This is a genomic window from Cyanobium sp. ULC065 (assembly GCF_977927515.1).
Genome location: NZ_OZ376393.1, coordinates 436,772 through 460,930 on the forward strand (window position 1 = coordinate 436,772; position 24,159 = coordinate 460,930).

Annotated in this window: 29 protein-coding genes and 1 pseudogene; 13 read left to right on the forward strand and 17 right to left on the reverse strand. The window is 64.3% G+C overall.

Annotation, left to right across the window (positions count from 1 at the left end):
- On the forward strand, positions 1–786 hold the full coding sequence (locus ACXMDP_RS02030) for an ABC transporter ATP-binding protein (RefSeq protein ID WP_259729994.1): 786 nt from the start codon (positions 1–3) through the stop codon (positions 784–786).
- On the opposite strand, the gene ACXMDP_RS02035 is transcribed toward ACXMDP_RS02030, so the two are convergent.
- Both ACXMDP_RS02035 and ACXMDP_RS02040 read right to left on the reverse strand, forming a co-directional pair.
- Positions 753–950, reverse strand: a complete 198-nt coding sequence (locus ACXMDP_RS02035; protein WP_259729995.1) for a hypothetical protein — start codon at positions 948–950, stop codon at positions 753–755. The genes ACXMDP_RS02030 and ACXMDP_RS02035 overlap by 34 nt on opposite strands.
- A gap of 79 nt (positions 951–1,029) precedes the next feature.
- On the reverse strand, positions 1,030–3,156 hold the full coding sequence (locus tag ACXMDP_RS02040; protein WP_457767022.1) for a class I SAM-dependent methyltransferase: 2,127 nt from the start codon (positions 3,154–3,156) through the stop codon (positions 1,030–1,032).
- Positions 3,157–3,211: 55 nt separating this feature from the next.
- On the opposite strand from ACXMDP_RS02040, the gene ACXMDP_RS02045 reads away from it, so the two are divergent.
- Complete coding sequence (locus ACXMDP_RS02045; RefSeq protein WP_259729997.1) at positions 3,212–4,186, forward strand: SDR family NAD(P)-dependent oxidoreductase; 975 nt, start codon at positions 3,212–3,214, stop codon at positions 4,184–4,186.
- Positions 4,187–4,321: 135 nt separating this feature from the next.
- A complete protein-coding gene (locus ACXMDP_RS02050; protein ID WP_457767023.1) occupies positions 4,322–5,098 on the forward strand; it encodes a cation transporting ATPase C-terminal domain-containing protein in 777 nt (258 codons plus the stop codon).
- A gap of 182 nt (positions 5,099–5,280) precedes the next feature.
- On the opposite strand, the gene ACXMDP_RS02055 is transcribed toward ACXMDP_RS02050, so the two are convergent.
- From ACXMDP_RS02055 to ACXMDP_RS02085, 7 genes and pseudogenes are all read right to left on the reverse strand, one after another.
- Complete coding sequence (locus ACXMDP_RS02055) at positions 5,281–5,742, reverse strand: hypothetical protein (protein ID WP_259729998.1); 462 nt, start codon at positions 5,740–5,742, stop codon at positions 5,281–5,283.
- Between the two features lie 190 nt (positions 5,743–5,932).
- A complete protein-coding gene (locus ACXMDP_RS02060) occupies positions 5,933–6,553 on the reverse strand; it encodes a Cap15 family cyclic dinucleotide receptor domain-containing protein (RefSeq protein WP_399233300.1) in 621 nt (206 codons plus the stop codon).
- A 3-nt stretch (positions 6,554–6,556) separates the two neighbouring features.
- Complete coding sequence (locus ACXMDP_RS02065; protein WP_457767024.1) at positions 6,557–7,450, reverse strand: nucleotidyltransferase domain-containing protein; 894 nt, start codon at positions 7,448–7,450, stop codon at positions 6,557–6,559.
- Positions 7,451–7,835: 385 nt separating this feature from the next.
- The gene (locus tag ACXMDP_RS02070) at positions 7,836–8,381 is read right to left on the reverse strand and encodes a hypothetical protein (protein ID WP_259730000.1); all 546 of its coding nucleotides are present in this window, start codon (positions 8,379–8,381) and stop codon (positions 7,836–7,838) included.
- A gap of 446 nt (positions 8,382–8,827) precedes the next feature.
- Positions 8,828–10,297 carry a gamma-glutamylcyclotransferase gene (locus tag ACXMDP_RS02075; RefSeq protein WP_457767025.1) on the reverse strand — a complete coding sequence of 490 codons (1,470 nt, stop codon included), beginning with the start codon at positions 10,295–10,297 and terminating at the stop codon, positions 8,828–8,830.
- Between the two features lie 67 nt (positions 10,298–10,364).
- Positions 10,365–10,841, reverse strand: coding sequence for a hypothetical protein (locus ACXMDP_RS02080; RefSeq protein ID WP_255140888.1), 477 nt, complete (start codon positions 10,839–10,841; stop codon positions 10,365–10,367).
- A gap of 149 nt (positions 10,842–10,990) precedes the next feature.
- A pseudogene (locus ACXMDP_RS02085) lies at positions 10,991–11,272 on the reverse strand (DCC1-like thiol-disulfide oxidoreductase family protein); the annotation flags it as partial.
- Between the two features lie 129 nt (positions 11,273–11,401).
- Between ACXMDP_RS02085 and ACXMDP_RS02090 the strand changes: the two are divergent.
- The 4 genes from ACXMDP_RS02090 (at position 11,402) to ACXMDP_RS02105 (ending at position 13,954) form a co-directional block, all read left to right on the forward strand.
- Entirely contained in the window at positions 11,402–11,770 is a 369-nt protein-coding gene (locus ACXMDP_RS02090) for an AbrB family transcriptional regulator (protein ID WP_094511449.1), read from the forward strand.
- Positions 11,771–12,054: 284 nt separating this feature from the next.
- Positions 12,055–12,879, forward strand: a complete 825-nt coding sequence (locus ACXMDP_RS02095; RefSeq protein ID WP_259730003.1) for a peptidoglycan recognition protein family protein — start codon at positions 12,055–12,057, stop codon at positions 12,877–12,879.
- A gap of 69 nt (positions 12,880–12,948) precedes the next feature.
- Positions 12,949–13,098, forward strand: a complete 150-nt coding sequence (locus ACXMDP_RS02100; protein WP_094511454.1) for a chlorophyll a/b-binding protein — start codon at positions 12,949–12,951, stop codon at positions 13,096–13,098.
- Positions 13,099–13,219: 121 nt separating this feature from the next.
- Positions 13,220–13,954 (forward strand): hypothetical protein, encoded by a 735-nt coding sequence (locus tag ACXMDP_RS02105; protein ID WP_259730004.1) that lies wholly within the window; start codon positions 13,220–13,222, stop codon positions 13,952–13,954.
- Between the two features lie 128 nt (positions 13,955–14,082).
- Here ACXMDP_RS02105 and ACXMDP_RS02110 read toward each other — a convergent pair whose 3' ends face one another.
- From ACXMDP_RS02110 to ACXMDP_RS02125, 4 genes are all read right to left on the reverse strand, one after another.
- Complete coding sequence (locus ACXMDP_RS02110) at positions 14,083–14,298, reverse strand: hypothetical protein (protein ID WP_094511461.1); 216 nt, start codon at positions 14,296–14,298, stop codon at positions 14,083–14,085.
- A gap of 112 nt (positions 14,299–14,410) precedes the next feature.
- Positions 14,411–14,992 carry a hypothetical protein gene (locus ACXMDP_RS02115; RefSeq protein ID WP_259730005.1) on the reverse strand — a complete coding sequence of 194 codons (582 nt, stop codon included), beginning with the start codon at positions 14,990–14,992 and terminating at the stop codon, positions 14,411–14,413.
- Complete coding sequence (locus ACXMDP_RS02120) at positions 14,970–15,488, reverse strand: MotA/TolQ/ExbB proton channel family protein (RefSeq protein ID WP_457767026.1); 519 nt, start codon at positions 15,486–15,488, stop codon at positions 14,970–14,972. The genes ACXMDP_RS02115 and ACXMDP_RS02120 overlap by 23 nt, the downstream gene beginning before the upstream one ends.
- A complete protein-coding gene (locus ACXMDP_RS02125) occupies positions 15,446–15,694 on the reverse strand; it encodes a hypothetical protein (protein WP_259730007.1) in 249 nt (82 codons plus the stop codon). The genes ACXMDP_RS02120 and ACXMDP_RS02125 overlap by 43 nt, the downstream gene beginning before the upstream one ends.
- Positions 15,695–15,874: 180 nt before the next feature.
- Between ACXMDP_RS02125 and ACXMDP_RS02130 the strand changes: the two genes are divergently transcribed.
- The 3 genes from ACXMDP_RS02130 to ACXMDP_RS02140 all read left to right on the forward strand — a co-directional run bounded on the left by ACXMDP_RS02130 (position 15,875) and on the right by ACXMDP_RS02140 (position 17,462).
- Positions 15,875–16,273: a thiol-disulfide oxidoreductase DCC family protein gene (locus tag ACXMDP_RS02130; protein WP_259730008.1), complete on the forward strand. Its 399-nt coding sequence runs from the start codon at positions 15,875–15,877 to the stop codon at positions 16,271–16,273.
- A 70-nt stretch (positions 16,274–16,343) separates the two neighbouring features.
- A complete protein-coding gene (locus ACXMDP_RS02135) occupies positions 16,344–16,787 on the forward strand; it encodes a nuclear transport factor 2 family protein (protein WP_094511474.1) in 444 nt (147 codons plus the stop codon).
- A gap of 243 nt (positions 16,788–17,030) precedes the next feature.
- Entirely contained in the window at positions 17,031–17,462 is a 432-nt protein-coding gene (locus tag ACXMDP_RS02140; protein ID WP_259730009.1) for a hypothetical protein, read from the forward strand.
- An 18-nt stretch (positions 17,463–17,480) separates the two neighbouring features.
- On the opposite strand, the gene ACXMDP_RS02145 is transcribed toward ACXMDP_RS02140, so the two are convergent.
- Positions 17,481–18,041 (reverse strand): DUF924 family protein, encoded by a 561-nt coding sequence (locus ACXMDP_RS02145; RefSeq protein ID WP_259730010.1) that lies wholly within the window; start codon positions 18,039–18,041, stop codon positions 17,481–17,483.
- Between the two features lie 130 nt (positions 18,042–18,171).
- Here ACXMDP_RS02145 and ACXMDP_RS02150 point away from each other — a divergent pair, with 130 nt between their 5' ends.
- Positions 18,172–19,008 carry a phosphatase PAP2 family protein gene (locus ACXMDP_RS02150; protein WP_259730011.1) on the forward strand — a complete coding sequence of 279 codons (837 nt, stop codon included), beginning with the start codon at positions 18,172–18,174 and terminating at the stop codon, positions 19,006–19,008.
- Positions 19,009–19,022: 14 nt separating this feature from the next.
- Here ACXMDP_RS02150 and ACXMDP_RS02155 read toward each other — a convergent pair whose 3' ends face one another.
- Together ACXMDP_RS02155 and ACXMDP_RS02160 are read right to left on the reverse strand one after the other, a co-directional pair.
- Positions 19,023–19,205 (reverse strand): metallothionein, encoded by a 183-nt coding sequence (locus ACXMDP_RS02155; RefSeq protein ID WP_259730012.1) that lies wholly within the window; start codon positions 19,203–19,205, stop codon positions 19,023–19,025.
- Between the two features lie 398 nt (positions 19,206–19,603).
- Positions 19,604–21,124: an MFS transporter gene (locus ACXMDP_RS02160; RefSeq protein ID WP_259730013.1), complete on the reverse strand. Its 1,521-nt coding sequence runs from the start codon at positions 21,122–21,124 to the stop codon at positions 19,604–19,606.
- Between the two features lie 513 nt (positions 21,125–21,637).
- Between ACXMDP_RS02160 and ACXMDP_RS02165 the strand changes: the two genes are divergently transcribed.
- Positions 21,638–22,756: an Acg family FMN-binding oxidoreductase gene (locus ACXMDP_RS02165; RefSeq protein WP_259730014.1), complete on the forward strand. Its 1,119-nt coding sequence runs from the start codon at positions 21,638–21,640 to the stop codon at positions 22,754–22,756.
- Between the two features lie 31 nt (positions 22,757–22,787).
- On the forward strand, positions 22,788–23,210 hold the full coding sequence (locus ACXMDP_RS02170; RefSeq protein ID WP_259730015.1) for a hypothetical protein: 423 nt from the start codon (positions 22,788–22,790) through the stop codon (positions 23,208–23,210).
- 358 nt (positions 23,211–23,568) lie between these two features.
- Here the strand turns inward: ACXMDP_RS02170 and ACXMDP_RS02175 are convergent, their stop codons facing one another.
- On the reverse strand, positions 23,569–23,889 hold the full coding sequence (locus ACXMDP_RS02175) for a hypothetical protein (RefSeq protein ID WP_457767027.1): 321 nt from the start codon (positions 23,887–23,889) through the stop codon (positions 23,569–23,571).
- Positions 23,890–24,159: the final 270 nt, after the last annotated feature.

A 24,159-nucleotide genomic window follows, 5' to 3' on the forward strand; every position in this document is an offset into this window, starting at 1 on the left:
ATGCATCTTTCGCTCACATCGGTGTGCAAATCCTTCGGGCAGGGCCGTGCTGCCAAGCAGGTGCTCGACACGATCAGCTTCGACATCAAGTCGGGGGAATTCGTGGCGCTGGTGGGCAGCTCCGGATCGGGCAAGAGCACGGTGATGCGCCTGATCGCCGGGCTCGATCGGCCCACCAGCGGCACGATCCTGATGGACGGCCGCCCGATCACCGGCCCCGGCCACGACCGCGGCATGGTGTTCCAGAAATACAGCCTCTATCCGTGGATGACGGCGGCCGAGAACGTGGCCTTCGGCATGAAGCTGCAGGGGCGGCCGGCAAGGGAGGTGCGTGAGCGCACCGGCTATTTCCTGGAAGTGGTGGGCCTGCAGGATGCGGCAGGGCGTCTGCCACGGGAGCTGTCCGGCGGGATGCAGCAACGAGTGGCGATCGCCCGCGCCCTGGCGGCCGATCCGAAGGTGATGCTCCTGGATGAACCCTTTGGCGCCCTCGACCTGCAGATCCGCGAATCGATGCAGGAGTTTCTCTATCAGCTGTGGAACCGCACCGGGCTCACCGCCCTGCTGATCACCCACGACCTGGAGGAGGCGCTGCTGATGGCCCAGCGGGTGCACATCATGGCGCCGCATCCGGGCCGGATCGTGCGCACGGTGGAAGCCGAGCTCGACCGCAGCGATCTGGGCGCGCTGCGGGTGGACCGCCGTTTTCTGGAGGTGCGCGAAGACCTGGCCCGCTGTCTGCGGGGGTTGAGTCAGGAGGCGGTGACGCCGCTGCCGCCGGTGTGATCGCTGCCGCCATGCAGCAGGGCGGGCTGGATGCCGAGATACACGGCCTCGCGGTAGAGCGCCTGCTTGGCACTCACGTTGCCGGTGTGCATGGCGGCCCGGTAGCGGCGCTGCAGCGACACCAGCATGGCGTGTTGGCGAGGATCGCGAAGGGTGCGGGGCATGGCCTCTGCTGAGCGGATTCGACGCTCAGTGTCTGTTCATTGTGAACAGATTCTATGGCTGTGACGGGCGATCCGGGGGTCAGCCGCGTTTGCGGGCCACGTGAAAGGCGGAGTGGCCGGTGAGCTCCACGCTGCCGCCGGCCTCGGTGTCGATGAGGCGGCGCAGCTCGGCGAAGAGGGCCTCACGGGGGCCGGGCTCCAGGCGCAGGTAGGGGGAGTAGGTGCTGAGCAGGGCCAGGTATTGCTCGGCTGTGTACCGCAGCTCGATGCGGACGTGGCCGGGGCGCAGGTCGGTGAACAGGGCCGGATCCACCAGTTGGTGGGCCAGCTTGGCCAGGATCGCCTCCTGCTCGGCCTCGCTTTCGTGGCGGTGCAGGTGGGGGGCGAAGGGGGCGTAGCTGGCGGCGAAGCGTTCGTGCAGGGCGAGCGAGGGCTGCAGCTCCTTGTTCCAGAGCAGGATCAGGGCACCGCCTGGCTTGAGCGCCCGGGCGGCGGTGCGCGAGCCGAGGCCGGCGGGGATCCAGTGAAAGGAGCTGGCGGCGAGCACGGCGTCGAAGGCCTGCTCCTGCACCGGCCACTGCTCGCAGGCCAGCGGCTCGATGCGCACGCGCCCGAAGCCGGCGCAACGCTCGCGCGCCAGGGCCACGAAGGCGGGGTTGGGCTCCAGGGCGGTGATGGCGCAGCCGAGCCGCGCGAAAGCCACAGTGGCGGTGCCCGGCCCGCAGCCCAGCTCCAGCAGCTCTGAACCGTCGCCCATCCCAGCCAGGGCCGCCACTTGCTCGATCACCGCCGCCGGATAGTCGGGACGCACGGCGTCGTAGGCGGCTGCGGCCGGCACATACCAGTCGGCCCGCTGCTGCAGCGGCAGGGCAGCGGCACTGCTCACGATCCGCTGCTGCTCGTTGTTCGCGGGGGCTTCCGGCTTCCAGCGCTCCAGCGCCGCCTGCAGCGCGCCCGCCAGTGCGGCGGCTTCGCGGGCATCGGCGAGGCCCTGCAGCTGGACGGGTGGACGGCGCTCGCTCCAGAGCAGCACCTGGGGCTCGGGTTGGTGCAGCGGCAGCGCTACCACCAGCGCGCGGGTGGGCAGGTGAACGGCGGCATGGCCGGTGCGCCACACGCCCACGTGTTCGGCATCAATGCGCAGCTCCTGCCGGCTCCAGTGGCGGTAGCTGCCGAAGCCGGCGGCACCGAGCGCCGCCACCACCAGCAGCGCCTGGATCACGCTCCCTTCGGGCAGGGCGAGCGAGAGCAGGCCGGGCAGGGAGAGATCGAGCACGAGCGTGGTGGGGGCGGTCAGGCCCAGCCGCGGACCCAGCATCCACACCAGAAAGCCGCCGTACTTCACCATCACGGTGTTGAGCACGGCGAGAAACAGCAGGTAGCCGCCCTGGTGCACAAACGCCCGCCACCACTGCGAGGCGCTCACGGTGCTGCGGTCGCGGAAGATCCGGGTGGCGCCTTCTTCCTCCACCACCGCCCACACGCTCGCCGGCGGCCCCGTTTCCTCCTGGCTATCGCCCTCCAGCTGAAACCCCGGTGCCGCGGCGAGCGCGGCCCCCCCAGCCGCCTCCTCCGCCAACCGCAGCGGCAACGCCAGCTTGCGGGCGAGGGCAAAGGCGCGCTGCCAGGCGAGCGCGAGTGTGGGCTGACGGTCGAGCAGCAGCTCGCGGGCAGGATCCTGCACCGCCAGCAGCACATCCCAGCCCTGCGGACGGGCTTCACCGAGCGGCAGGGCGAGCGGGGCGGCACGGATCAGCACGGCGGACAGGGCGCTGTGCTGCAGCTCCAGCTGCTCGTGGCTGCCGGCGGAATCACAGCGCCAGGAGAGCCGATCCCCCCAGCGCTCCAGCAGGATCCGGCACTCCGGCCGCCAGGAATGGCCGAGCTGGTTGGCGAGCAGCTCCAGGGGCAGCAGGAACAGCAGCAGGCCGATCACATATGGGATGGCCCCTTCCAAGGTGGCCCAGAGGCAGAAGGCGGAGAAGAGCAGAAAGGCGAGCAGGTTGCCGAGCTGGCTGTCGAGCGGCTGGTTGGCGATCAGCTCCTGCCACAGCAGGCTTTCGAGCGTGCGGCCGAGCAGGTGAACGTAGCGGCGCAGCACCAGCAGGGGAAACAGCAGCAGGCCGAGGCCGTTGCGTTCGAGGCGGCGAATCGTGGCGCGCCACTGCATGAACGAACCGGCCGGCGGAGGGGCTGCGCGCACCATTGTGAAGCCGGCGGTTTCTAGGGTTGGCGCCCCTTGCACCTGGTGAGGTCTGCCCATGGCTGCCACGCGCCGCCTGCTGCTCACCGGCGGCAATTCCGGCATCGGCTTCGAGGCGGCGGTGCGGCTGTGCCAGGCCGGCCATTCGCTCACGCTGCTGTGCCGCGATGCGGCAACGGCCGAGACGGCCCAGCGGCAGCTGGCTGAACGCGCCGGTGGAGGCTCGGCGCCGGCGGTGGCCGTGTGCGACCTGGGCGATCTGGAGAGCGTGCGCGCCTGCGGGCAGGCGCTGCTGGCGCAGGGGCAGCCGATCGACACGTTGGTGCTGAATGCGGGCCTGCAATACGCCGGCGCCACGACCCCACGGCTGACGCCCCAGGGCCATGAACTCACCGTCGCGGTGAACCACCTGGGCCATTTCCTGCTGGCCCAGCAGCTCACGCCGTTGCTGCTGGCGGGGCAGGCGCCGCGGCTGGTGGTCACGGCGTCGGAAGTGCACGACCCGCTCACCGCCGGCGGCAAGGTGGGCTCACCGGCGGGGCTGGGCGATCTGGCCGGCCTGCGAGCGGGGCAGCCGGTGCTGATGCTGGATGGCAGCAGCTTCGATGCCGACAAGGCCTACAAGGACAGCAAGCTCTGCAATGTGCTGTTCGCCCGTGAGTTCGCGCGCCGCATGGAGGAGGCCGGCACGCCGCTGCCGGTGCTCAGCTGGAGCCCGGGCCTGGTGATCCCGCCCACCAGCGAGGGCGGCTTCTGGCGCTACAGCCGCCAGAGCAACGAACTGGGCCAACGCCTGTTCGCTTTCGCGGCCCGCTCCGTGCTGCGCCTCACCGAAAGCGTGGAAACCGCCGGCGCCCTGCTGGCCGCCCTCTGCTGCGACTCCGCCTACGCCGCCAACGGCTTCAGCTTCCACCGCAACCGCGTGGTCGGGCCAGGCCGGCGGGTATTTGAGGCGAGCGCCACCAGTGTTGAGGGGCAGGACCTGGCGCTGGCGCGACGGTTATGGGTGGCGAGTGAGGGGGTGGTGGGGTGAAGGACTGGCGATGACTGCTCCCATGGTCGTCCGTTGAACAGGAAGGCATTGGATTGATCTGATCGGGTGTCTGCACGGCGAACGGCACGTAAGTAATCCCCTTGGCTCCTCCTAGCCCTGCGCCGCGCCGGCCACGTGGTGGGCTACCTGGGCGATGGCATCAACGACGCCCCGGCTCTGCATGCCGCCGATGTGGGCCTGTCGGTGCAGGGGGAGGTGGATGTGGCCAAGGAAGCCGCCGACATCGTGCTGCTCGCGCCCGACCTGGCGGTGCTGCTGGCGGGCATCCGCGAAGGCCGCCGCACCTTCGCCAACACGCTCAAGTACGTGTTCATGGCCACCAGCGCCAACTTCGGCAACATGTTTTCGATGGCGGCCGCGTCGCTGCTGTTGCCCTTCCTGCCGCTGCTGCCCAAGCAGATCCTGCTCACAAACCTGCTCACCGATCTACCGGAGATGACCATCGCCACCGACCGGGTGGACCCCGACTGGATTGCGCAGCCGCACCGCTGGAGCCTTCCCTTCATCCAGCGGTTCATGGTCGTGTTCGGGCTGGTGAGTTCCGTCTTCGACGTCATCACTTTCGCGGTGCTGCTGCTGCTCCTCCACGCCGACGCCGCCCAGTTCCGCAGCGGTTGGTTCCTGGAATCGGTGATCTCCGCCGCCTCAATCGTGCTGGTGATCCGTACCCACGGCCCCTTGCTGCACAGCCGCCCCTCCCGGCCGCTGCTGGGCGCCACCCTCGCCGTGGTGCTCCTCACCCTGCCCCTGCCCTGGACACCACTGGGGCGCCTCTTCGGCTTTGTGCCCCTGCCGCTGGCGTTCCTGCCGCCGCTGCTGCTGATTCTCCTGTCCTACGTGGCCAGCGCCGAACTCGCCAAGCGCTGGTTCTACCGGCATCTGGCGGTTTGAGGCCGGCGGGTTGGGGGTTGGAGGTTTGCGTGCTTGCTGAAGACAGGTGTGGGGCCCCAGTCGCCGAAAAAGGCACCTGATTCGGCCCACGTAACTCCTTGCTTCCAGAACTAAAGCTCTGAATCGAAGCCCAACGCGCCGCTTCTGGCGCATCGCCTGCAACCGGGGGTTAGGCCCGCCGTTCAATTACTGTGCGGCGGTTCTAGCGGTTTAAGTCTCAGGCTCTTTCCAGTGAGCTGGGCGATCCTGTAAGAAGTCGATTTTCCATTCGCGCTGATCTGAAGGATCAATTTGTTGGAACTAATTGTCCAGGTGCATGGCTTGAAATGATGGGCATCGTCAGGAGACAGATAGTAGAACTCACAACCTCCGTTCGGAGCGAACTTGTAGGCCATCCTGAATCGGCTCGGCGGAACGTTCATCGACCCGGCGGGGCGGAAGATCTGAACCGTGCCGCCCGGTTGTTCCTCCTCACTGGAGCGAACCCAGTGCTGGAAAAAGTTTTTGATATCGATTTGGCGATGTTTCCCGGTTGTCTGCGTACCAGTCGCCTGTGCCGTGTCCGGTGCGGCGAATAGCGCTTGTGTGGACAGACATGACCAGAGACTCAGGATCGCAAATGAGCGCAACACGGTTCTGTTCATAACGTGACGGCCTAACGCTCATCATCACCCGCCCGCAGGACATTGGAGCTGTTAATCCCAGCCTCTGGGCCGGGTCGGGTGAATGATGATGTTAGGTGGCGACGAGTATGCTCCGAAGCGTATGACGGCGGAATGCGCAGACTACGATTTAAGGAGACACGGTTGTGCTAGTGGCGCTTGGGCAAGGATCTCAAGACTGAAAGATGCGCGTAGCTTCCTCAAAATCCTCTGCGATTTCGGCGCGCCGCTGATCGAAATTGAACGCACCGCGAGTGTCACGGTCTGTCCAGTAGCGGCCGCGGAGCCTGTTGGCGGGCCGGCCGCTGACTTCAAGGAATGCAGAGCCATTGTGCATCCGACTTCGATGCTCTACCCTGACTTGGGGTCGATTCAGATAGATGTATGTGAGACTAGTTCCAAATCCGTCCTCTGTCAGGCTGGCCATAGTCGACCGCGATGAAGACTCGTCCGTGAACAACACAGCAGATACGGTTGTTGCCGACTGCCGAATGACGAGGAATACTGGCTTAGGCGGGGGCGACTGACCCGTCGTTGGGTCTTTCCATGCCGACTCTAAGGTGCCACGCCACGTCCCTCGGATCGAACGAGGAACGTGCGGCAGCTTCTGAACCCACTCCCATCGCCAGATCCACTTGTTCCACAGAGATAGAACGATGGTGGCTGCAGTTACGGCGTAGGAGTAGTAGCCCAACCAGCTTGATTTCACCTGGTCGCCGCTGAGGATGATGCCGATCGCAAAGACAAGGACGACTGTTGTGGTGGCGACTTGGATGAGCGCTTTTTGTGTCACGGATCAGAACCTCAGGTACGTCCAGGCGGCTTGCGCGAATCCTTGCGCGTCCGCTCGTGTCCATTTTTGCTTCGGATGAAACAAGAAGAAGCACCTGTTCACCTCCAGCCACCGCAATGATTCGTCGGCAGGTTCATCGCCCTGCGTGTTGTTCCAGATCGCGATGAGCATTGCTTTTACCGTCTCAGTCCAAGTCGAATGAGCAAACGCCGGCTCGGGACAATTGTATGCGAGACACTCGACGAAGTATGAAGCCAGTTCCTTGTACCGACTCTCAGCAACGAGCACGTTTTCCAAGCGCTTTAGGATGCGCACGCTCTTCTTGTATGCGTTTCCGGTGCTTGTGTTCTTCGCGCGGCCCTCTTTGAGTTGCTGATCGGGATAATTGATGATTCTCTCACCCGACTGCTTGAAGATCATGGTACCTAGACGGTCGTCACCGCCAGGCATGTAGCGTCGAAAGCTGAAGCACGGGACGACGTCAGCGTCGACGCGAGCACTGCTGGACTTCACGAAGATTGCGGTCGAGTTCGAAGTATCCACGGCAGCCGTGCCAAACTTTGCAATGAGTGCCGCTGTGAGCTCAGACCTGAGGAGGCTGGGCGTCCATTTGCCCCCATAGACGCCGCCGGTATTGGATGGTCGAAGACCCGGCTGCGCCTCTTCCCAGTACTCCGCTTCAGTACATTGCACAGCGATATCCACATCGCTGTCCGTGCGGACATTCGTATTGTTCGCGTATGACCCTTTGGCGAACACGCGCAATCTGACACCACTGAGTGCCGAATGCTCAGCGATTGCTTCGCGGATCATCCTCTCCGTGCGGTCCTGCTTCTCTTGCTCGCTATTGCTGGACGGGCCGGTCCAGCCAGAAAGCGTTTGCTCTAAGTTCGCCATAGCAAGTTCTCGAACGCGGGCTTTGAGATAGACGCCAGCCGGCGCATCTTCGCTTGTGGCCTTACGACACAAGCATATGTACCTGACACTTTGCGCTAAGGCAGTGTTCTTAGCCACCTAACGCTGCCCCTGAGTGGCAGGCAATGAGTTTAGAGCGCAAGCATAAAATCGCAGGAGGCTTGTCGACTCGAGGGGCTTGTTCGGCAGAGCCTGGGATAGATCAGAACCTGATAGAGCTACTTGCACGACTGGCAGCACCCGAGTCCGAAGAAATGCCAGACAACACCCGGTGGTATTAAGCCTATATTCACCGAAGCATGCCTGCATTGCGAGCTTTCTGATATGCGAGTATCCTCGCCAAAGGCAATGGTCGGAAACGGGAAATCTATGACTTATTTGCAGATACGATAACACCGATTGCCGCGAGGAGAATGGAGGCGAATGCGGTCAGCAAGATGGTCTGATTGTAAGACTGCTGCTGAAGAACACTCAGAACTGTGCCTGCCTGATAGATTGTATTCCGATTATAATCACGCATGCTCTCGACATTCCTTGACAAGACTGCGAACTGAATCCAATGGCCCAAGTCGGGACTTTTGACTTCTCCTGACGGCAGCAGAACCTTGTCAATCATGGCGGCACGAGCAAGAAACTCTGTTGCTTTAGCATCAAGGTCAATGTAGCGCTGATTCAGGAGCAGAAAAGATCTTTGAAGTCGATGCAATTTTACGTGAAACCATGGACTGATGCAATTTGCCTTCAGATTCATTGATTTAGCCAGGAGATCGAAGGCTTCATTTCTCACTTCAACGCCTTGGGCGATTATTGGCCGCTGTAGCTCTTCGAGGGTTGGTCCATGAGGATTCGTGCCTGGGGCATCACTTGATGACATGGTTGAGCTCGGGTTTTGAGAAACTTCATCGACTTTCATTTCTAATACTTTAGATTGAGAGCCCTTCCGAATGGTGGCTACTGCCGAACGCTGATTGGACGGTTCCTGTAACCACCCTGATGGCAGCAGTCTTGACCGTATAATCACCCCGATCATCTGCGCCTATATCGCCAAAGCCCTGTGATGACAAGAGGCTTGCGAAATGCCCGCCTGGCACTTTCCATCTTATGCGGATCCGCTAACCACATGTGCGCTTCGCTACTCAATGGCCATCACTCAACCTTTTCCCGTGCCCTGAATGCATTGGCGATAGGCGCATTCAGATTCACTCCCTAGCCCTGTACAGGCCACACCCGAGAGTCACAACTCCGCCCCAGCCTGCACGCGAGAACTGCGCGCAACCTTTGATACACCATCCTCAATCCCCACTCCACCCACCACCAGAAACTTCTCCCCAAACACCCCCGTCACCACCAACGCTTCCCCTACCCCCTCCAACTCCTCTGGCCCCAGGTGCACCACCACCCCCACTGCCCGTCATCGCGCTGAGCGAGCACTTCTTTGGGGCAGGCGCCTTCGCCTTCACGCGGAAAGAACACCGGCGTGGTGCCCCAATCGCCGAAGGGCACCGGCGGTAAGTGGGCGGCCTGCTCGGGTTCGCCGGCGTACACCCACACCTCCTGGCCGTCCACCAACGGGCGGCGCAGCCGTTGGTATTCATTAGGCACGTCTTCCAGTAGATCGAGCCGCGCCAGGCCGGCGGCGTCCACGCGGTAGAGCTCGCCGTGCAGCAGCGGCGGGGGAGTAGTGGCTGAGTCGGGCGCAGGTGCGGGCACCGGCACGGCCATCGGGTAGGGGCCCAGGTTGTGCATTGCCATTCCCTGCAGGCGGGTGTGGCCCAGGGCTTCGGACCCCACCAGCCAGTGGTGGTTGGCCTGGCCCCGCTTGAGCGTGCCGTACACGAACACCAGATGGGTGGGGCCGGCGGCGCTCATGGGGCTGGTGCGGGGTGGGATCGGTGGTGGCGTGGCGGGCGGCCGCTGGCGGGTGAGGTTGAAGCGGCTGAAGTCGAGCGTGCGGTCGCCGTCGCCCTGGTCGAGCACGATGTCTTCGAAGGTCTCATCGGGCCGCAGCTGCGACGCGGGATAAGACATGCGCGCGAACACCGGGCTGCGCACCGTTTCGTCGATGCCGTGGAACGACACCAGGATTTCGCCATGGCGGGCCTTCAGCTCCTCGATCTCCAGCCCCGCCAGCGGGCTGTGCTCATCGATCAGGTGCATCACCGTCCACATCAGCCGGAAGTGAAAGGCATGGTTGCGCACCAGCTTGAGCGTATGCACGCGGCGCATGCGCTGCCCCTCCGTGCTGTACTCGTCCATGCCCAGGAACACGTTCAGGTGCCCCTCCACCAGGCTGTTGTGGTGCACGTTCGCCATGCGGAAGGTGAGGCACGGCACCCCGTTCCACGGCTGCACCGTGGCGATCTCGCTGAACAGGATCTCCGCCTTGCTGCGTGAAAAGCGGGCGAACACCAGCCCGGTGGTCACCGCCGTGAAGATCAGGCTCACCAGCGCCTGCAAGGTCACCAGCAGATGCACCGTCAGCGAGCGGGGGTGCAGCACCCCATAACCGATCGTTCCGAGCGTCTGCACGCTGAAGAAAAAGGCCTCGCTGAAGCCGGCCACCGACCCTTCCGGCACGCCGCCGATGCCGGCCGGATCCAGCAGATACAGGCCGGCGAACAGCAGATTGATCGCCAGATACCCGGCCGCGATCAGCAGCAGGAAGCCCCACCATGGGCACGACAGCATCAGCCGGTAGGGCTCACGCCATAACGAGAAGATCTGATCGATCTCGTCGGTGCGGTACACCCCCCCTTCCCGCTGCAGGTGGATCGGTTTCAGCCGCCGGGGCCTGGCTTGGGGACGGGAGCGTGGGCGAGAGCGGGCCATGGTGCGGTGCGATGGCGTGCGGCAGGAGGGCGCCAGCTGTAGCCCGCCAGCGGGCAACTTTCAGGCCTCAGCTGTGGGGTTCGATCCCCCAGGCCTCCCGTATCACAGGATGACTGAGTTCCCAGGCATGCTCCATCGGTTCGATCGGCGCCGTGCGGTTGCTGGGCTCCAGGTCACGCGCCTGCATCACCTCGCGTAGCGCCTGGCGAAAGGCGTTGGTTTCCTGCAGCAACTGATCCACCGCTGTGCTGCCGCCCAACGCCTGGCGCATCGGTTCATGCCCAGACGACAGCCGCAGGCTGGAGAGATGGTCGTCGATCCAGGCCCATTCATACAGCAGCATGGCGTCGCTGCAGGCGTTCAGATGCTGGCGGTAGCTGGCGATGTGTTGCTCGACGGCCCCACTCAGCGCCGGTACCTTGCCGCCTGTGGAACCAGCCGCCAGGGGCTCAGCCGGTGCCGCCTGGCTGCGGCGATCAGCCTCGGCCCGTTCTTTGAGCCGCCCCATGATCTCGCGCAGATAGCTCAAGAGCGTTCCGGCCACTTGCCCTGCAGCGTAAGCCATCTGCCGCTTTCGGCCCTTCAGCCGGGATCCACCGGCAGCCCCTTGGCAGCTAGCGCCAGGCGGCGAGCGAGCAGCAGCGCGGGATAGAGCAGACGGGTGCGATCCGGGTTGCCGAAGATCACCTGCAACAGCCTTAACAAGCCGTCACTGGGCTCCAGTTCACTGCACAGTTTTGCCACTGCGTCAGCGCCGTGCCAGATCCGCTCTCCCTCCATCAACACGGCACCGGTTGCCAGGTTGAATCCCTGTTGCTGGAGTGCATGTCGCAGCTCCGCATCGGCGCGGCCGTCAATGATCGTGAGCCGGGGCACTCCTCCGCGCAGCTCACTTGTGCTGGCGAAATGGCGGCAGAAAGGGCAGCCGCCGTCATACACCAACTGCAACGCTGGAGTGTGGGGATCGGCGCTCACTGGGCAACTTCCAACAGGTCCGATCTTAGGAAGCAGGGGAGAGCGGTCGGATTTGGCTGGCTGAAAGGAACCCTCTGGCAAGCGATTGCCTCGTGTGGCTATATTGACCTTGTCTTACACAACAACCCCATGCTCACCGGATCTGATCTCCTGGCGAAAGTCAAGGAGCTTGGTGATGTCGGTAAATCCGAGCTTGTGCGTGCCGCTGGGTACGTCAGCACCAAAAAGGACGGCAGCGAGCGTCTCAACTTCACGGCCTTCTACGAAGCCCTGCTGGAAGCCAAGGGCGTCAGCCTCGGTTCCGCCAGCAGCAATGGCGTTGGTCAGGGCGGGCGCAAGCTCAGCTACGTCACCAAGGTCCAGTTCAATGGCAACCTGCTGATCGGCAAGGCCTACACCGCCATCCTCGGTCTGCAGCCCGGCGATGAGTTCGAAATCAAGCTCGGCAAGAAGCAGATCCGCCTCGTGCCCGTGGGTGGCGAAGAAGCCGACGAATGAGCTTCAGGGGGTGGCACAACGCCCCTGATTCCGTCGTCGCCCCTGTCGCTCCTTGCGGATCTGGTTCTGGCGCTGGACTATGCGTTGCTTCTAGCCGCGCGTTTTTCCTGCGTCTAGATCTGCACCGGTTTGCTGCCACCCCTGCCGTTCGATTCATTTCTGGCGTTCATGCCTGAAATGTCTCGGGCGGCATTTCCGTTGTCCAGGTCTGAGTTCAGCTTCTGGTGCTGCAGCATCGACACGCTGGTGTGTTCCTTGGCCGGCGAGCTCTGAGGATGGCCGCCATGGAACATCCACGCGTTCGGTTCTCCTCCACCCGCGCACCCTGGCTGGCGGCTCTGGCCGCAGCGGCCCTGCTCAGCGGCTGCCAGGGGCAAGGGCCCAAGGCGCCCCGATCCGATGGCCCCCGCCCCAGCTGGGAGGTGCAGACCCTCGCGGATCCGGGCCTGCCGCGGCGCTCCGAGCCTGAGCTGGCCCGCTGCGCCGCCGCCCTCGGCCTGGCGCCGGAACGCAACCAGCCCGCCGATCCCACCAACTTCGGCGAACGCCAGCTCGCTGATGCCTTCGGTCGTGCGGTGCCGGCCGGGCCCGCCCTGATCGTGCTGCACGAAACCGTGATCGATGAAGCGCAGACCCTGGCCCTGTTCCGCACCCCGCACCCCAACGACAACGACCAGGTCAGCTACCACCTGGTGATCAACCCCGCCGGCGATCGGCTGCGCATCGTTCCCGATGCCAACCGCGCCTACGGCGCCGGCATGTCGGCCTTCGGGGATTTCACGGTGCGGATCCGGCCCACCTCAGTGGGCTCGGTCAACAACGTGGCGCTGCACCTCGCCCTGGTGTCACCCGCCGACGGCCGTGGCGACACCCCCGGCCACTCCGGCTACACCGACGCCCAGTACCGCTCCGCCGCCGCCCAGGTGCTGCTGTGGCAGGCGCGTTTCGGCATCCCGCTCAGCCGCCTCACCACCCACGCCGCCGTCGATCGCAGCCACTCCCGCTACGACCCGCGCAGCTTCCGCTGGGACCAGTTCATGGCCCACTACCGCCTGGCCGCCAAGGCCTGTGGCTTCACCGCCTACGACACCGAGCGGGCCACCTACTGATGGCGGCGGCTTCGTAACGAAGTTCAAAGATTTCTGTTACGCTTTGCGAAGCACCTCGCTACCCACCCCATGACCAACAGCACCACCCCTTCCCGCTTCGGTTTCGTTGCCTTCGCCGAAACCTGGAATGGCCGTCTGGCGATGCTCGGCTTCGTGATCGGCCTCGGCACCGAGCTGCTCACCGGCCAAGGCATCCTCTCCCAGATCGGCCTCGGCTGAACCCAGGCCCAGCCACTGCCCACGGCAGGTCGATCGCTTCGGGCGGTCCACCTGCCGTGGGCTTTGCTATTGGGAGCTGAGCCCTGCCTGATCCGGTCGCCCTCGCCCCCTTCTCTCTGCCATGGCCCACGCCCTCTGCTTCGTTCTTCACGGCAGCGCCACCGGCGCCTCCAGCGGGCCGCCCCAGTGGTCAGAGCTGCTGGCCCAGCAGCACGAGGCGATCACGGAGGCCCAGTCCCTCAGGATTTTTCGCTGCCCCCCCGGCTGGGACGGCTCCCTCGATGAACTGGTGAGCGCCGGCCGGGCCAACGCCGCCGGCGACGATCCGTTCGAAGCGTTGCCAGACGCTTCCGCCGAAAGCTCGCCGGCCCGGCGGTTGCTCTGCAACGCCACCATTCCTCGCTTCGCGGCCGAGCGTCTCTGGCTCAGCGTCTACGACCTCGAGAGTGAAAACGCCTCGCCGCAGGCGGAACCCCGCCAGCTGCGGCTGCTCGACAGTTTCCCGCTCGCCGCAGCGGCCAACGAAACCTGCTGGTTCTTTCCCACCGACGACGGCCGTTACCTTTCCTGTGCCACCAATGAACAGGTGCGCTGCCTGCCCGGATTCACCCCCGAGCTGCGCTTCAGCGACACCCCCTTCGCCTACGACCGCGCCGGCATCAAGGTGCTGTGGTCGTTGATGGCCGATGAGGAATGCCTGCGCTGCGTTGGCCTCACCTACGAGCGGCGCCGCGTGGATTTCCCGCTGATCGAGCGCCAGCGCTCCGTCGACACCACCTGGATGGCCTTTCAGGTGGACAGCCAGGCCGAACAACCTCTGCAGGTGACCTCCACGATCACCACGTATCAGGGCTGATCCAGGCCCTGCAGTGTTGAGCTCACTGCATGGTCATGTGCGCCATCAAAAAACCGGCCGGAGCCGGTTGATGGTTTCAGCTTCGATCCTCTCGATGGCGCGGTTGCGGCCCCGCTCAGCTGGCACGTTCAGCTGGCCTGGTTGTAGAGGCTCTCGAGCCGTTCGCGGCTGAGGTCGACGTACATCACCGAATCGCCTGGTTCCGGGGCTTCGGGATGGGGGCGGGGGGCTGAGGGAGCGGCGCGCCAGTCGGTCTGGCGGAGGTTCTGGCGCATCAACGCAAAGGCACCGCCAGCGATGGCCGCGAAACAGGCGAAATAGAAGAAGGCAAACAGTGCGTCCATGGGGTACATCCTTTTATCCACTCTAGTGTGACGTTCTGTTAAGCGTGGCTCCATTCAGGCCTTGCTGTGCAAGCCAGCCCTTCTGGCCGCTGGACGCCTTCGCCCTCTGGCCTCACTGCACGCTTTCGCCCTTCCGGCCGCCCTCGCCCACACGCAGTGGGCCGCCCAGATGCTCCAGCCAGCCGGAGCGGAACCCGGCCGCCCGCGCCGCCTCCCTCACCTCCCGGTAGCGCTCGGCGCCATCCGGGCTCACCACCGCCACGATGTGATGGCGGCTGGTGCTGTAGGTGCGGATCCAGTCGCGGAAGGCACCGGCGCTCATCACCGAGGCGGGCCGGGGATCCAGCACCAGCTGGCCCTGCTCCGCTGTCACGAAGAAATAGCGCTGCAGCAGGCCTTCACCACCCAGCCCCAGGGGGCGCAGCCCATCGGCGCTGTTGAGCGCCACCAGCGGGGACGACGCGGCGGTGGGCACCTTCATCCACGGATCCGCGATCGGTTTCGCTGCTGCCGCCGCCGGTTTCGCGGTGGGCTTGCTGCGGGGATCGCCCCGGGCCGTGCGGCCGCGGTCCACCCCGAGCGAGAGCGCCAGCACGGAGATCACCAGCAGCACGATCACCATCACGGCGCTGAGGATGTCGAGGAAGCCGATCAGATCGATCGACGCGTGCCTACGGCGCCGGGCTGGTCTCATCACGGCTCAGGCGGGGGAAGAATCCGTCGTTGAGGGCTGTTTCGATTTCACCGGCCAGCTGGTTTTCGCTCCTTTCGCTGATGCTCATCAGCACCATGCACAGCACTGCCGTGATGATGCCCAGCAAGGTGGTGTCGAAGGCGGTGGAGAGCCCGCCGGTCACCGCCGTGAGGCTCGACTTCACCTTGTCGAGATCCTCCACATTGGCCAGCAGACCGGAAAAACCACCGATCGAGATCGAGATGCCCAGCACCGTGCCGAGGAATCCGAGCATCGGTAACACCCAGATCATCGTGCGGGTCACGCCGTAGCCGTCTTCGATGTCGGCCTGGGTGAGGGCGATGTCGTCCTGATGCAGCTCGCGGGTGGCCCCGCGGGAGCGGGAATCCTGGAAGCAGCGCAGCAGCCGGCAGAGGCGATTGGCGATCAGGCTGCGGCGCTGGCCCAGCAGGATCAACATCGTGCGCACATCGGAATCGGCCGGGCGCAGATCCACCAGCCCGCGGGGCACCCAGTCGCGGCCCACCTGGCGCCGCTCCCGCGGTAGGGGGTGGCGGCGAATACCAGGGCCAGGGTCAGGATCACCCCCACCACGATCGAGAGCAGGGCGGGGCTGCGGATCCAGCGCCGCGGCGGCAGATCCAGCAGGGCAGGCGCGAGATCCTCGAAGTCGCTGGCGGCCGGCCCGGGCGTGTCGATCATCGGCGGGCCATGGGACTCCGAGGCAGCGGCGGGGGCGACGGCGAATGGTGGCGGGCGCTGGTGCCGGCTTCGACGTTAGGGCGGACTCCCCTGGTGGTTGGCAGCGGCAGGCTGCCGCGCACGGGCCCCAACGCAAGGTCTCGCCCCCGGCCCCTGCACCGATTTTCTTAGCCTCAGTCGATGACGGCCACCGCTCTCACGCTTCTGTACGACGGAGCCTGCCCGCTCTGCCTGCGCGAGGTGGCGGTACTGCGCCGCCGCGATGCCGGCCGGGGCCGGCTGGCGTTCGTCGATATCGACGCCCCCGGCTACGACCCCGCTGCCTATGCCGGCATCAGTTACCGCGACGCGATGGGCCGCATCCATGGCCTCAGCTCCGATGGCACGGTGCTGCGCGATGTGGCGGTGTTCCGCGAGGCCTACCGGCAGGTGGGTCTGGGCTGGATTTATGCCCCCACCACCTGGCCTCTGCTGGGCCCGGCCGTCGACGCCATCTACCGGCTTTGGGCCGCTTGGCGGCTGCGCCTCACCGGCCGTCCCGACCTTGACACCCTCTGCGCCCGCCGGGCCGCCCACTGATCTCCGCGCCGGGCCGCCCGCTCAGCGCTGCGATGCTCTGCCTCAGCCCGTACCCCCAACCCGTTGCCCCATGACTGATCCCGCCGTCCCGCCCCTTACCGCCGCCTCGCTGCAGGCCCTGTTCACCAAGCCCTATGGACAGCCGGCCCCCACGCCGGAGCAGTGGCGTGCCGTGTATGCCGAGAACGTGCACTTCAGTGATCCCACGCAGGAGGCCACCGGCATCGATGCTTACCTCGCCGCCCAGGAGGGGCTGATGAAGCGCTGCGACGACGTGATGCTGCGCTCCGAAGCGGTGGTCGTCAGCGACCGGACCGCCTTCGTGGAGTGGGTGATGGGTCTGCGCATCAAGGGTGTGGAGTTCGTCTATCCCGGCACCACCCGCCTGCTGCTCGATGAGGCGGGCAGGATCGTCGACCACCGCGACTACTTCGACTTCGTGGGCCCCACCTTCGCCCCGGTGCCCGTGATCGGCCCCTTCGTGCGCTGGATGTACCGCCGCTTCGTGAGCTGAAGCTGCCCCGGAGCGGTGCGAGCAGGGGAAGGCGGCACAGACAGGCCTGTGGAGGGGGCCCATTGATGGTGCTGGGCGGCGGCGGCACGACTGCAGCATCGACCGTTGGTCCTGCCTGATCCTCAGCCGTTCAGCTCACGATGGGTGCTCAGCGGATCTTCAGTTGCTGCCTTGGGATTGGCTGTGTGAGTGATCGAGAGGGCAAAGCAGAATGATCAGGGATGGAAAAATTGATAGGCAGGCATGAGTGAACTATTAGAGAGAAGTGAGAAGCTCTTGGCTCATTCTGTGCTTGACTCTTATCTACAAATGAGTAAAACTAGCGCTCATATCAAGCTGCTTCAGATTGCAGCCTTGCCTGGCCATTTTTTGTTCTCTCTGATTCCGGTGGACCAGCACCCAGCTTCAGCCATGGGCCAGGGCTTTGGATCCGTCGACCCGGGTTGCGGACCCCTGACCCCACCCCAGGAGAATCCGCAAACAGGCACTGCGGGCATTGATCTTGCGGCCGCCCCTGCGCCTTCTGGGACAAACCCATACATCCCGGCCCATCGCGATCCTGGCTACGAGGCGCTCGTGTATCGCTGCAAACTCGAACTGCAAGCCGAGCGCAAGAAGGCTGATCAGTTCCTTTCGCCATCCTGTACAGAGATCAGCGGCAACAATCCCGCGTGAACCATCGGCCTGGCCGCCTCAGAACCCTGAGCCGGGGGTCTGCAGGAATGCGAGTTCTTCGCTGCTGGAAACCCGCGCGAGGGAGTCGTTGCGGTGCGGGAAGCGGCCGAAACGGGCGATCACCTCAAGGTGGCGGCGGGCAAAGGCGGCGGTGCGCGCATCGGTGAACTGCTCGAACAACGGGCCGGCCGCCTCTTGAACGGCCAGGTCTTCCGCATGCATCAGCGGCATCAACCAGAACTGCCGCCGGGCCTGGTCGGTTTCGGCCGCTACCCAGCCGTTCGCCACCGCGCTCTGGCTGAGCGCCAGGGCCGCACCATCTCCGCTGAACGCCATGGCGGAGCCCCGCCAGATCTGGCGGGGAAACTGATCGAGCAGCAGCACCAGCGCCAGGCCGGTGTGCGGCTGCCGGCCCCAGGCCGCCAGCTCCCCGGCCACCGCCTGGCGGGTGAGGCCGATGAACTGCTCCCGCACCTGGTGGTCGAAGGCCGGATCCTTGAGGAACCACTGGCTGGGCGACGCGGCTTCAAACCAGAAGGCCAGCACCTCAGCCCCCAGCTCCTCGGCAGCAGCAGCCATCAGCCTTCAGCAGTTGCCCGCATCCTGATCGGCCGGCTGGGGCTGCAGATCCTGCGGCCCCTCAGATGGTGATAGGTCGTTATTCCCACTCTTTACAGTCGGTTTCCGCGAGCAGCTGAGGATCAAGCTCATGCGCCTTGGACTCTGTCTGTCGAGCCTGTTGCTGCCCTCCTGCCTGGTGCTGTTCAGCGGTGATGCCCTGGCCAGGCCCAGCACCGAGTCCGTCGCCCAGTCTTCGGGCCAGCCGAGTGGCCGCACGGCTGGTGTTCCAGCCGCCGCCCCGCCCGCCGATCCGGCGGCAGGCCTGCAGCTGGATCCGGCCGGCTTTCGTGCCGTGATCGGCCAGCCGCCCGCTCCCGCCAGCCAGGCGGAACGCGACGATCTGGCGATCCTGCGCTGGAACCAGCGCACCCGCACGGCAGAGGGAGTGTTACTCAGCTGGCACTTCCTCAACCGCAATCTCAGCGTGTTTGATGCCGCCATCGGCACCAACCTGCAGGACGCCTCACCGACGCTCTACCAGGGCCTTCCTGCGTTCCTCAGCCGTGCCGACACCCTCAAGAATCAGCTCAAGAACGCCGTTGCCCGGCCGCGCCCCTTTCTGAGCCACCGGGATCTCAGGCCCTGCCTGCCGCTGGAATCGGGTTGGTCGTTCCCCAGTGGCCATGCCACCTGGTTTGCCACGGCGGCCCTGCTCCTGGCCGATGTCGTGCCGGAACGGCGGGAACGGCTGCTGCTGGTGGGCAGCCAGGGGGGCCATGTCCGTGCCTACTGCGGCGTGCATTACCCCAGTGATGTGCTGGCGAGCCAGCGCCTGGCCAAGGCGATCAGCCAACAGGTGATCGCGTCTCCCCAGTGGCAGGTGTTCCGGCAGCAGGTGGCGCAGGATCGCCAGCGGCTGCTGGTGGCCCCGCCCGCCGGTCTGCCGGTGCTCACCTACGCCTCAACAGATAGCGAGGGGCTCTAGCCCTCCGCCGAGCCTCAGCCGTGACACTCGCAGCCGCAGCCGGCGTGGCAGGGTTCACCGTTGGGGTGGCCACTGGCGCAGGCGTCGCTGCAGAACAGCAGGGCGCCGTTGCGGAAGGGGGTGTCGGCCTTCACGTTGCAGTGGCAGCCGGGGCAGGCGCACTGGGTGGTGGTGGCTTTCTCCAGGGTGGCATTCATAGCCTTTCCGCGAGCAGGTTTCTGCCTCCACTCTGCTGCCGCTGCCGCCCAGCTGCTTCATTCTGAAACCGGATGGAGCGGCGCCATCGCCGTGCAGAGGCTGGCGCCGGGCACACAACTTCATGGACGAGTGTGTCTGTGCTTCTCCGCACCTGGCCATTGCGCGGCCCGCAAGCGGTCGCAGCATGACGAAACCGAAGCACCAGGATGTTCCGACCGTGCTGCATACCATTCCGCTCCTGGCCGCCACCTGTCTGGCGGGATTTGCGATGTTGCAACTGCTATTCAGCGCTGGCAATTGGTAGGGGGTGCTGGATTTTCTGACAAGAGAAAGGACAGATTCAAGCCCAGCCATGAAGGCGTGGTGCGGAAGTTGGAGAGTGCGCTCTGCATCCCCATCACCGGATCCCCTTCCCATCGCTACGGCTTGCGATGGGCCTCTCCGTCACGCGCGTTACCACCGGCACCTCTGCTCCGCGGCCAACGGACACCGCCGCTCCCACCAGCCCGAGTGCTGCCGCCAAACGAAACGCCAACTGCTGCGCCCCCAGAAAGGCCTCGAGCTGGGATCCGCCAAGCCGCGCACCCACCTCCCCCGCCAGTGCTGCTTCTGCCCCTGCAGCGCCGAGGCCGCTGGCGAGCAGTGATGCCGCCAGCGCCGCCCCGATCGCCTGTCCGAAGTTCCGAGCCATCGACAGGAAGCCGTTCGCCACACTGAGGTGCTCGGCAGGAACCGTGTTGAGCGTGGCGCTGTTGTTGGGGGGATGGAAGAGCCCGCCGCCCATGCCCAGCAGGATCAGCGGCCAGACAATGCTGGCGGTGGAGGCGTCGGGACCCAGCCAGGACAATCCGACCAGGCCTGTACTGATGCAGAGCATTCCTGCTGTGCTGAGGGTTCGCGCACCGATCCGATCGCCCTGGCTGCTGACCGTCAGGCTCGTGGCCGTGAGAACCAAGGAGAGCGGCACGATGAGCACACCCGCCATCACGGGCGAGCGTCCCAGCACAAGTTGCGCATACAACGGCAGCAGGAAATAGCAGGACACCGCGGCAACGAAGTAGAAGGCGGCAGCCACCGAGCCACAGGTGAAGGCACGCCGTCGCAACAGTTCGAGATTCAGCAGCGGTCTCGGCAGGCGTCGCTCCACCTGCACGAACAGGGCCAATGCCACCACGCCGCCCAGCAGGATCGCCAGGCTGGCTGGTTTCAGTCCAGCCTCGGAGAGTTGTTCAATCACCAGGAAGGGAGCACTGGTGGCCACGACTGCCAGCACGGCACCCGTCCAGTCCATGGCGGTGCGGTCCAGGCTGCGGGGGCGGGCCTTGAGGATCCGGAGGCTGAGGATCAGTCCGGCCAGGCTCACAGTGAGGATCACCAGAAACAGGGAGCGCCAGCCGAACTGGCCGATCAGCAGGCCGCCGAGCACCAGCCCCGTGACCTGAGCCAGCGCCAGGATCGAGGCATTGACGGCCATGGCTTTGCGCCGCTCCTGCTTCGGGAAGACGGCGGTGATCTCGGCCATCACGTTGGCCAGCACCAGGCCGCCGCCCACACCCTGGAGAACGCGGAAGGCGATCAGGGTTTCCACCGTGGGCGCCAGCGCACACAGGACCGACGTCACGACGAGGACGCCCATGCCGATAACGACGATGCGGCGGCGTCCCCAGATGTCGGCCAGGCGGCCGGCCGGCAGCAGGGTGACCGTCACGGTAAGCATGTAGGCGACGATCACCCATTTCAGAACCGATAGGCCAACGCCGAACTCACGCGCCATCGCCGGCAGGGCGAGTGTGACGATGAACCCATCCATATAAACAACGAAGTTGCCGCATTCCACGGCGGCCAGGGTCCACCAGCGATCGGGATTAGGCGGGGGCGTCTCTGTTTGTGTGAGGGCAGCTGGGTTGACTGAGACCATGGCAGTGTGTGCCCTGATAGAGAAGCCTTCGTTGCCTGACTCTAAGTAACGTGCTGGTCGTGGAAGGCAGCGAGCCGCTGCTGAAGCATTCACAGGGATCGATAGCCAGGGCCCGACGTGACCCTATGGTCGAACGATCATGCAGGTGGACGGGATTGGCAGGGACCTCTGCCTGCACGTCGTGATGAGAGCCATCGCCCTTTTCTGTCTTGTCGTTGGGTTGGCAGGATGAAGGATTGTGCCGTTGGCGAATGCTTGACCATCACCTTCGCCTGGGTCCATGCGCCCCATTTCCCATCCCCATTTCTGCCCTGGCCCATGACCGATACCGGAATCCGCCGGCTGCCACGCTTGCTCACTTCCGTTAGGCGCAGGCGCGGCTGAAGCCTGCGGTGACCGTGCAGCTCCAGTAGACCGTCATCCCAGCAATCTCTCATTGCGACGGGCTAAGCCTCAGATCTCTTTTTGCACTCTGAGCTGAACCGTCTGGTTTTATGAGCAGTAGGTTGAATCATGACGACCCGTCGTGAATTTGTGGTCACCGCACTGGCCACCGCAGCCGGCACTGCCACCGCCAGTGCCGGCATCTCTTCATGCTCACCGGAGCCCAGTGCTGACAGCTATGAAGCCTCAGTGGATCGCACCTGGCGTCACAGCAAGGCCGCGTCCGGCGACATGCCTTCTCTGCTGCATGAGCTTGTGCGCTACGCCACTCTGGCGCCGTCCAGCCATAACACGCAGTGCTGGAAGTTCCGCCTCCGCGATGGCGCCATCTCGCTTGAACCGGATCTTTCACGACGCTGCCCTGCTGTCGACCCGGAGAACCACCATCTGTTCGTTTCCCTTGGCTGTGCCGCTGAGAACCTGAGCCAGGCGGCTTTGGCCCATGGGTGGATGAGCCACTCCGGCTTTGATGCGGCAGGGGGCACTATCTTGCGCTTCGCTTTAACGCCCACAACACCTGTCGCGTCAACACTGTTTCAGGCGATTCCCGAGCGCCAGAGCACACGTGGTGAGTATGACGGCCAACCCCTTGCTCGCGATGAACTGGAACTGTTGGTGAAGGCCGGTACGGGCGCTGGTGTTCAGCTGATTGTCCTGACCGAACGCAAGGCCATGGAGACGCTCCTGGAGTCTGTCGTTGAAGGCAACACGATCCAGTTGAATGATGCCGCCTTCGTGGCTGAATTAAAGCAGTGGATCCGATTCAACGGCCGTGAGGCGGTTCGAACGGGGGATGGACTCTACGCTGCATCGTCTGGCCATCCGTCTGTGCCGACATGGCTGGGACGCCTGCTTTTCAGCCTGCTGCTTTCACCGAAAGGCGAAAACGACTCGTACGCCAAGCATGTGCGCAGTTCTGCCGGTATCGCGATCTTCGCCTCGGAATCCCCAACTCCGCAGCAGTGGGTGGAGGTGGGGCGTTGCTATGAGCGCTTTGCCCTGCAATCGGCAGCCTTGGGCATTCGCACTGCGATGCTCAATCAGCCTGTTGAGGTGTCTACGCTGCGCCCGCAGCTTGCTGATGATCTGGCTCTCGGAGGATGGCGGCCCGATCTTGTCGTCAGGTTCGGCCGAGGTCCCAAGCTGCCGTCTTCACTGCGACGGCCACTGCAGGAGGTCCTGATTTGATTCGCACGGCTGCGCTACCACTGATGGATTGATGGATCGTCTCCCCTTTCGAACCATTAAGGCTGGAATCACTTACTTCGTATTGGTGTTCGGTGTGGGCTTTGTGCTGGGTGCGATTCGTGTGACACTGCTTGTGCCGCGCCTTGGTGAACGGACGGCGGAACTCATTGAAATGCCGTTCATGTTCGTGGCCATTGTGGTGTCGGCCCGTCTGATCATCTGGCGTTTTCGCCTTCCCGCCAGTTCCATGATCCGCCTGGGGGCTGGATGTCTTGCGCTGGGTCTGTTGGTTGGCGCCGAGGTCTTGCTTGCAGTTGCCATTCAGGAGCGCACACTTGGCGAGTATGTAGCCAGCCGGGATCCAGTTTCTGGTGGTGTCTATCTGGCCATGCTGGTGCTGTTTGCTGTGATGCCGCTTGTTCTGGCGCGCCTCCCATCGGCTTCCCGTGTGTGAGCCTTCTCCATCATCCAGCCACCTATTGCCTGATGATGCCGCGCCTTGTCGTTGGTTCCCAGCGCCGCACAGACAAGTTGCGAGGAGTGCCCAATCACACCGGCAGCATCGGCAGACAGTGTGCCTTGATTCCATGCACAGAACCCATGCACAGAATCTATACACAAAATCCATGCACGGATTCCATACACGGATTCCCTGTATCAGAGCCTTCCCGCTGAACTCAATGTGTGGGGGCCTCCGGTCTTCCGGCACTGTGAGTTATCGGCACATCAACCCCACGAGCCCAGGCTTTCGCTCAGATCTGTCAATGCCTGTAAGCTACGTTCACCAGCCTCCAATCTGATCAGTGATGGCATCAGCCCGGTTGCTTGCTCTCGCGGCCATCAGCTGCGGCACCCTTGCCTGCTTCCCCTGCGGCGCCCATGCGCAGAATATGGAAGATGATCTGATCATGCACTACCGCACCAATGCCGTCAACGCTGAAGTTGCCCTTTCGGGCAAGCCAGCGCCCGCCGGTCTGGCTACGTACACGTGCACCTGTGTCGTTGATCAGGTGCACCAACGTGTGAGCATCAGCAATGCCAAGACAATCTGCAAGCAGCAGGCTGCCACCAAGTTTGGTCTCTGACTTTATGCTGGGATAGGGAAACAGTGGCGTTGACCATTGTTTAGACACGCTGGTTTTTACAGTGGAAAGCCCTCAAGCGGTTGGTCTTGGGTTTGTTGAGGAACAACGACCCCTCCCCTGTCTCACACCGGGGAAGACTGACTCACCTCCGAGCGATCCTCAGGCTGCAGCTGTTTGATTGCTCAGGGGTCGATACTCGACTCTTCTGATGGCTTCATCGACATCACCAGCTGCGCCAAGAAGCCAACGCGGATAGAGAGACACCCTACCTGCTTGTCATTGTTCCTCACCAGTGCAGACAATCACACTGTTGATTGT

Bases quoted from the DNA above. Each gene is read 5' to 3' on its own strand.
- ACXMDP_RS02135 (WP_094511474.1), top strand. From the start codon at position 16,344: ATGACTGATCCCGCCGTCCCGCCCCTTACCGCCGCCTCGCTGCAGGCC.
- ACXMDP_RS02055 (WP_259729998.1), bottom strand. From the start codon at position 5,742: ATGAACAGAACCGTGTTGCGCTCATTTGCGATCCTGAGTCTCTGGTCA.
- ACXMDP_RS02070 (WP_259730000.1), bottom strand. From the start codon at position 8,381: ATGAAAGTCGATGAAGTTTCTCAAAACCCGAGCTCAACCATGTCATCA.
- ACXMDP_RS02140 (WP_259730009.1), top strand. From the start codon at position 17,031: ATGAGTGAACTATTAGAGAGAAGTGAGAAGCTCTTGGCTCATTCTGTG.
- ACXMDP_RS02075 (WP_457767025.1), bottom strand. From the start codon at position 10,297: ATGGCCCGCTCTCGCCCACGCTCCCGTCCCCAAGCCAGGCCCCGGCGG.
- ACXMDP_RS02145 (WP_259730010.1), bottom strand. From the start codon at position 18,041: ATGGCTGCTGCTGCCGAGGAGCTGGGGGCTGAGGTGCTGGCCTTCTGG.
- ACXMDP_RS02165 (WP_259730014.1), top strand. From the start codon at position 21,638: ATGACGACCCGTCGTGAATTTGTGGTCACCGCACTGGCCACCGCAGCC.
- ACXMDP_RS02035 (WP_259729995.1), bottom strand. From the start codon at position 950: ATGCCCCGCACCCTTCGCGATCCTCGCCAACACGCCATGCTGGTGTCG.
- ACXMDP_RS02155 (WP_259730012.1), bottom strand. From the start codon at position 19,205: ATGAATGCCACCCTGGAGAAAGCCACCACCACCCAGTGCGCCTGCCCC.
- ACXMDP_RS02040 (WP_457767022.1), bottom strand. From the start codon at position 3,156: ATGGTGCGCGCAGCCCCTCCGCCGGCCGGTTCGTTCATGCAGTGGCGC.
- ACXMDP_RS02115 (WP_259730005.1), bottom strand. From the start codon at position 14,992: ATGAGACCAGCCCGGCGCCGTAGGCACGCGTCGATCGATCTGATCGGC.
- ACXMDP_RS02160 (WP_259730013.1), bottom strand. From the start codon at position 21,124: ATGGTCTCAGTCAACCCAGCTGCCCTCACACAAACAGAGACGCCCCCG.
- ACXMDP_RS02150 (WP_259730011.1), top strand. From the start codon at position 18,172: ATGCGCCTTGGACTCTGTCTGTCGAGCCTGTTGCTGCCCTCCTGCCTG.
- ACXMDP_RS02045 (WP_259729997.1), top strand. From the start codon at position 3,212: ATGGCTGCCACGCGCCGCCTGCTGCTCACCGGCGGCAATTCCGGCATC.
- ACXMDP_RS02030 (WP_259729994.1), top strand. From the start codon at position 1: ATGCATCTTTCGCTCACATCGGTGTGCAAATCCTTCGGGCAGGGCCGT.
- ACXMDP_RS02125 (WP_259730007.1), bottom strand. From the start codon at position 15,694: ATGATCGACACGCCCGGGCCGGCCGCCAGCGACTTCGAGGATCTCGCG.
- ACXMDP_RS02110 (WP_094511461.1), bottom strand. From the start codon at position 14,298: ATGGACGCACTGTTTGCCTTCTTCTATTTCGCCTGTTTCGCGGCCATC.
- ACXMDP_RS02065 (WP_457767024.1), bottom strand. From the start codon at position 7,450: ATGGCGAACTTAGAGCAAACGCTTTCTGGCTGGACCGGCCCGTCCAGC.
- ACXMDP_RS02100 (WP_094511454.1), top strand. From the start codon at position 12,949: ATGACCAACAGCACCACCCCTTCCCGCTTCGGTTTCGTTGCCTTCGCC.
- ACXMDP_RS02105 (WP_259730004.1), top strand. From the start codon at position 13,220: ATGGCCCACGCCCTCTGCTTCGTTCTTCACGGCAGCGCCACCGGCGCC.
- ACXMDP_RS02130 (WP_259730008.1), top strand. From the start codon at position 15,875: ATGACGGCCACCGCTCTCACGCTTCTGTACGACGGAGCCTGCCCGCTC.
- ACXMDP_RS02170 (WP_259730015.1), top strand. From the start codon at position 22,788: ATGGATCGTCTCCCCTTTCGAACCATTAAGGCTGGAATCACTTACTTC.
- ACXMDP_RS02090 (WP_094511449.1), top strand. From the start codon at position 11,402: ATGCTCACCGGATCTGATCTCCTGGCGAAAGTCAAGGAGCTTGGTGAT.
- ACXMDP_RS02095 (WP_259730003.1), top strand. From the start codon at position 12,055: ATGGAACATCCACGCGTTCGGTTCTCCTCCACCCGCGCACCCTGGCTG.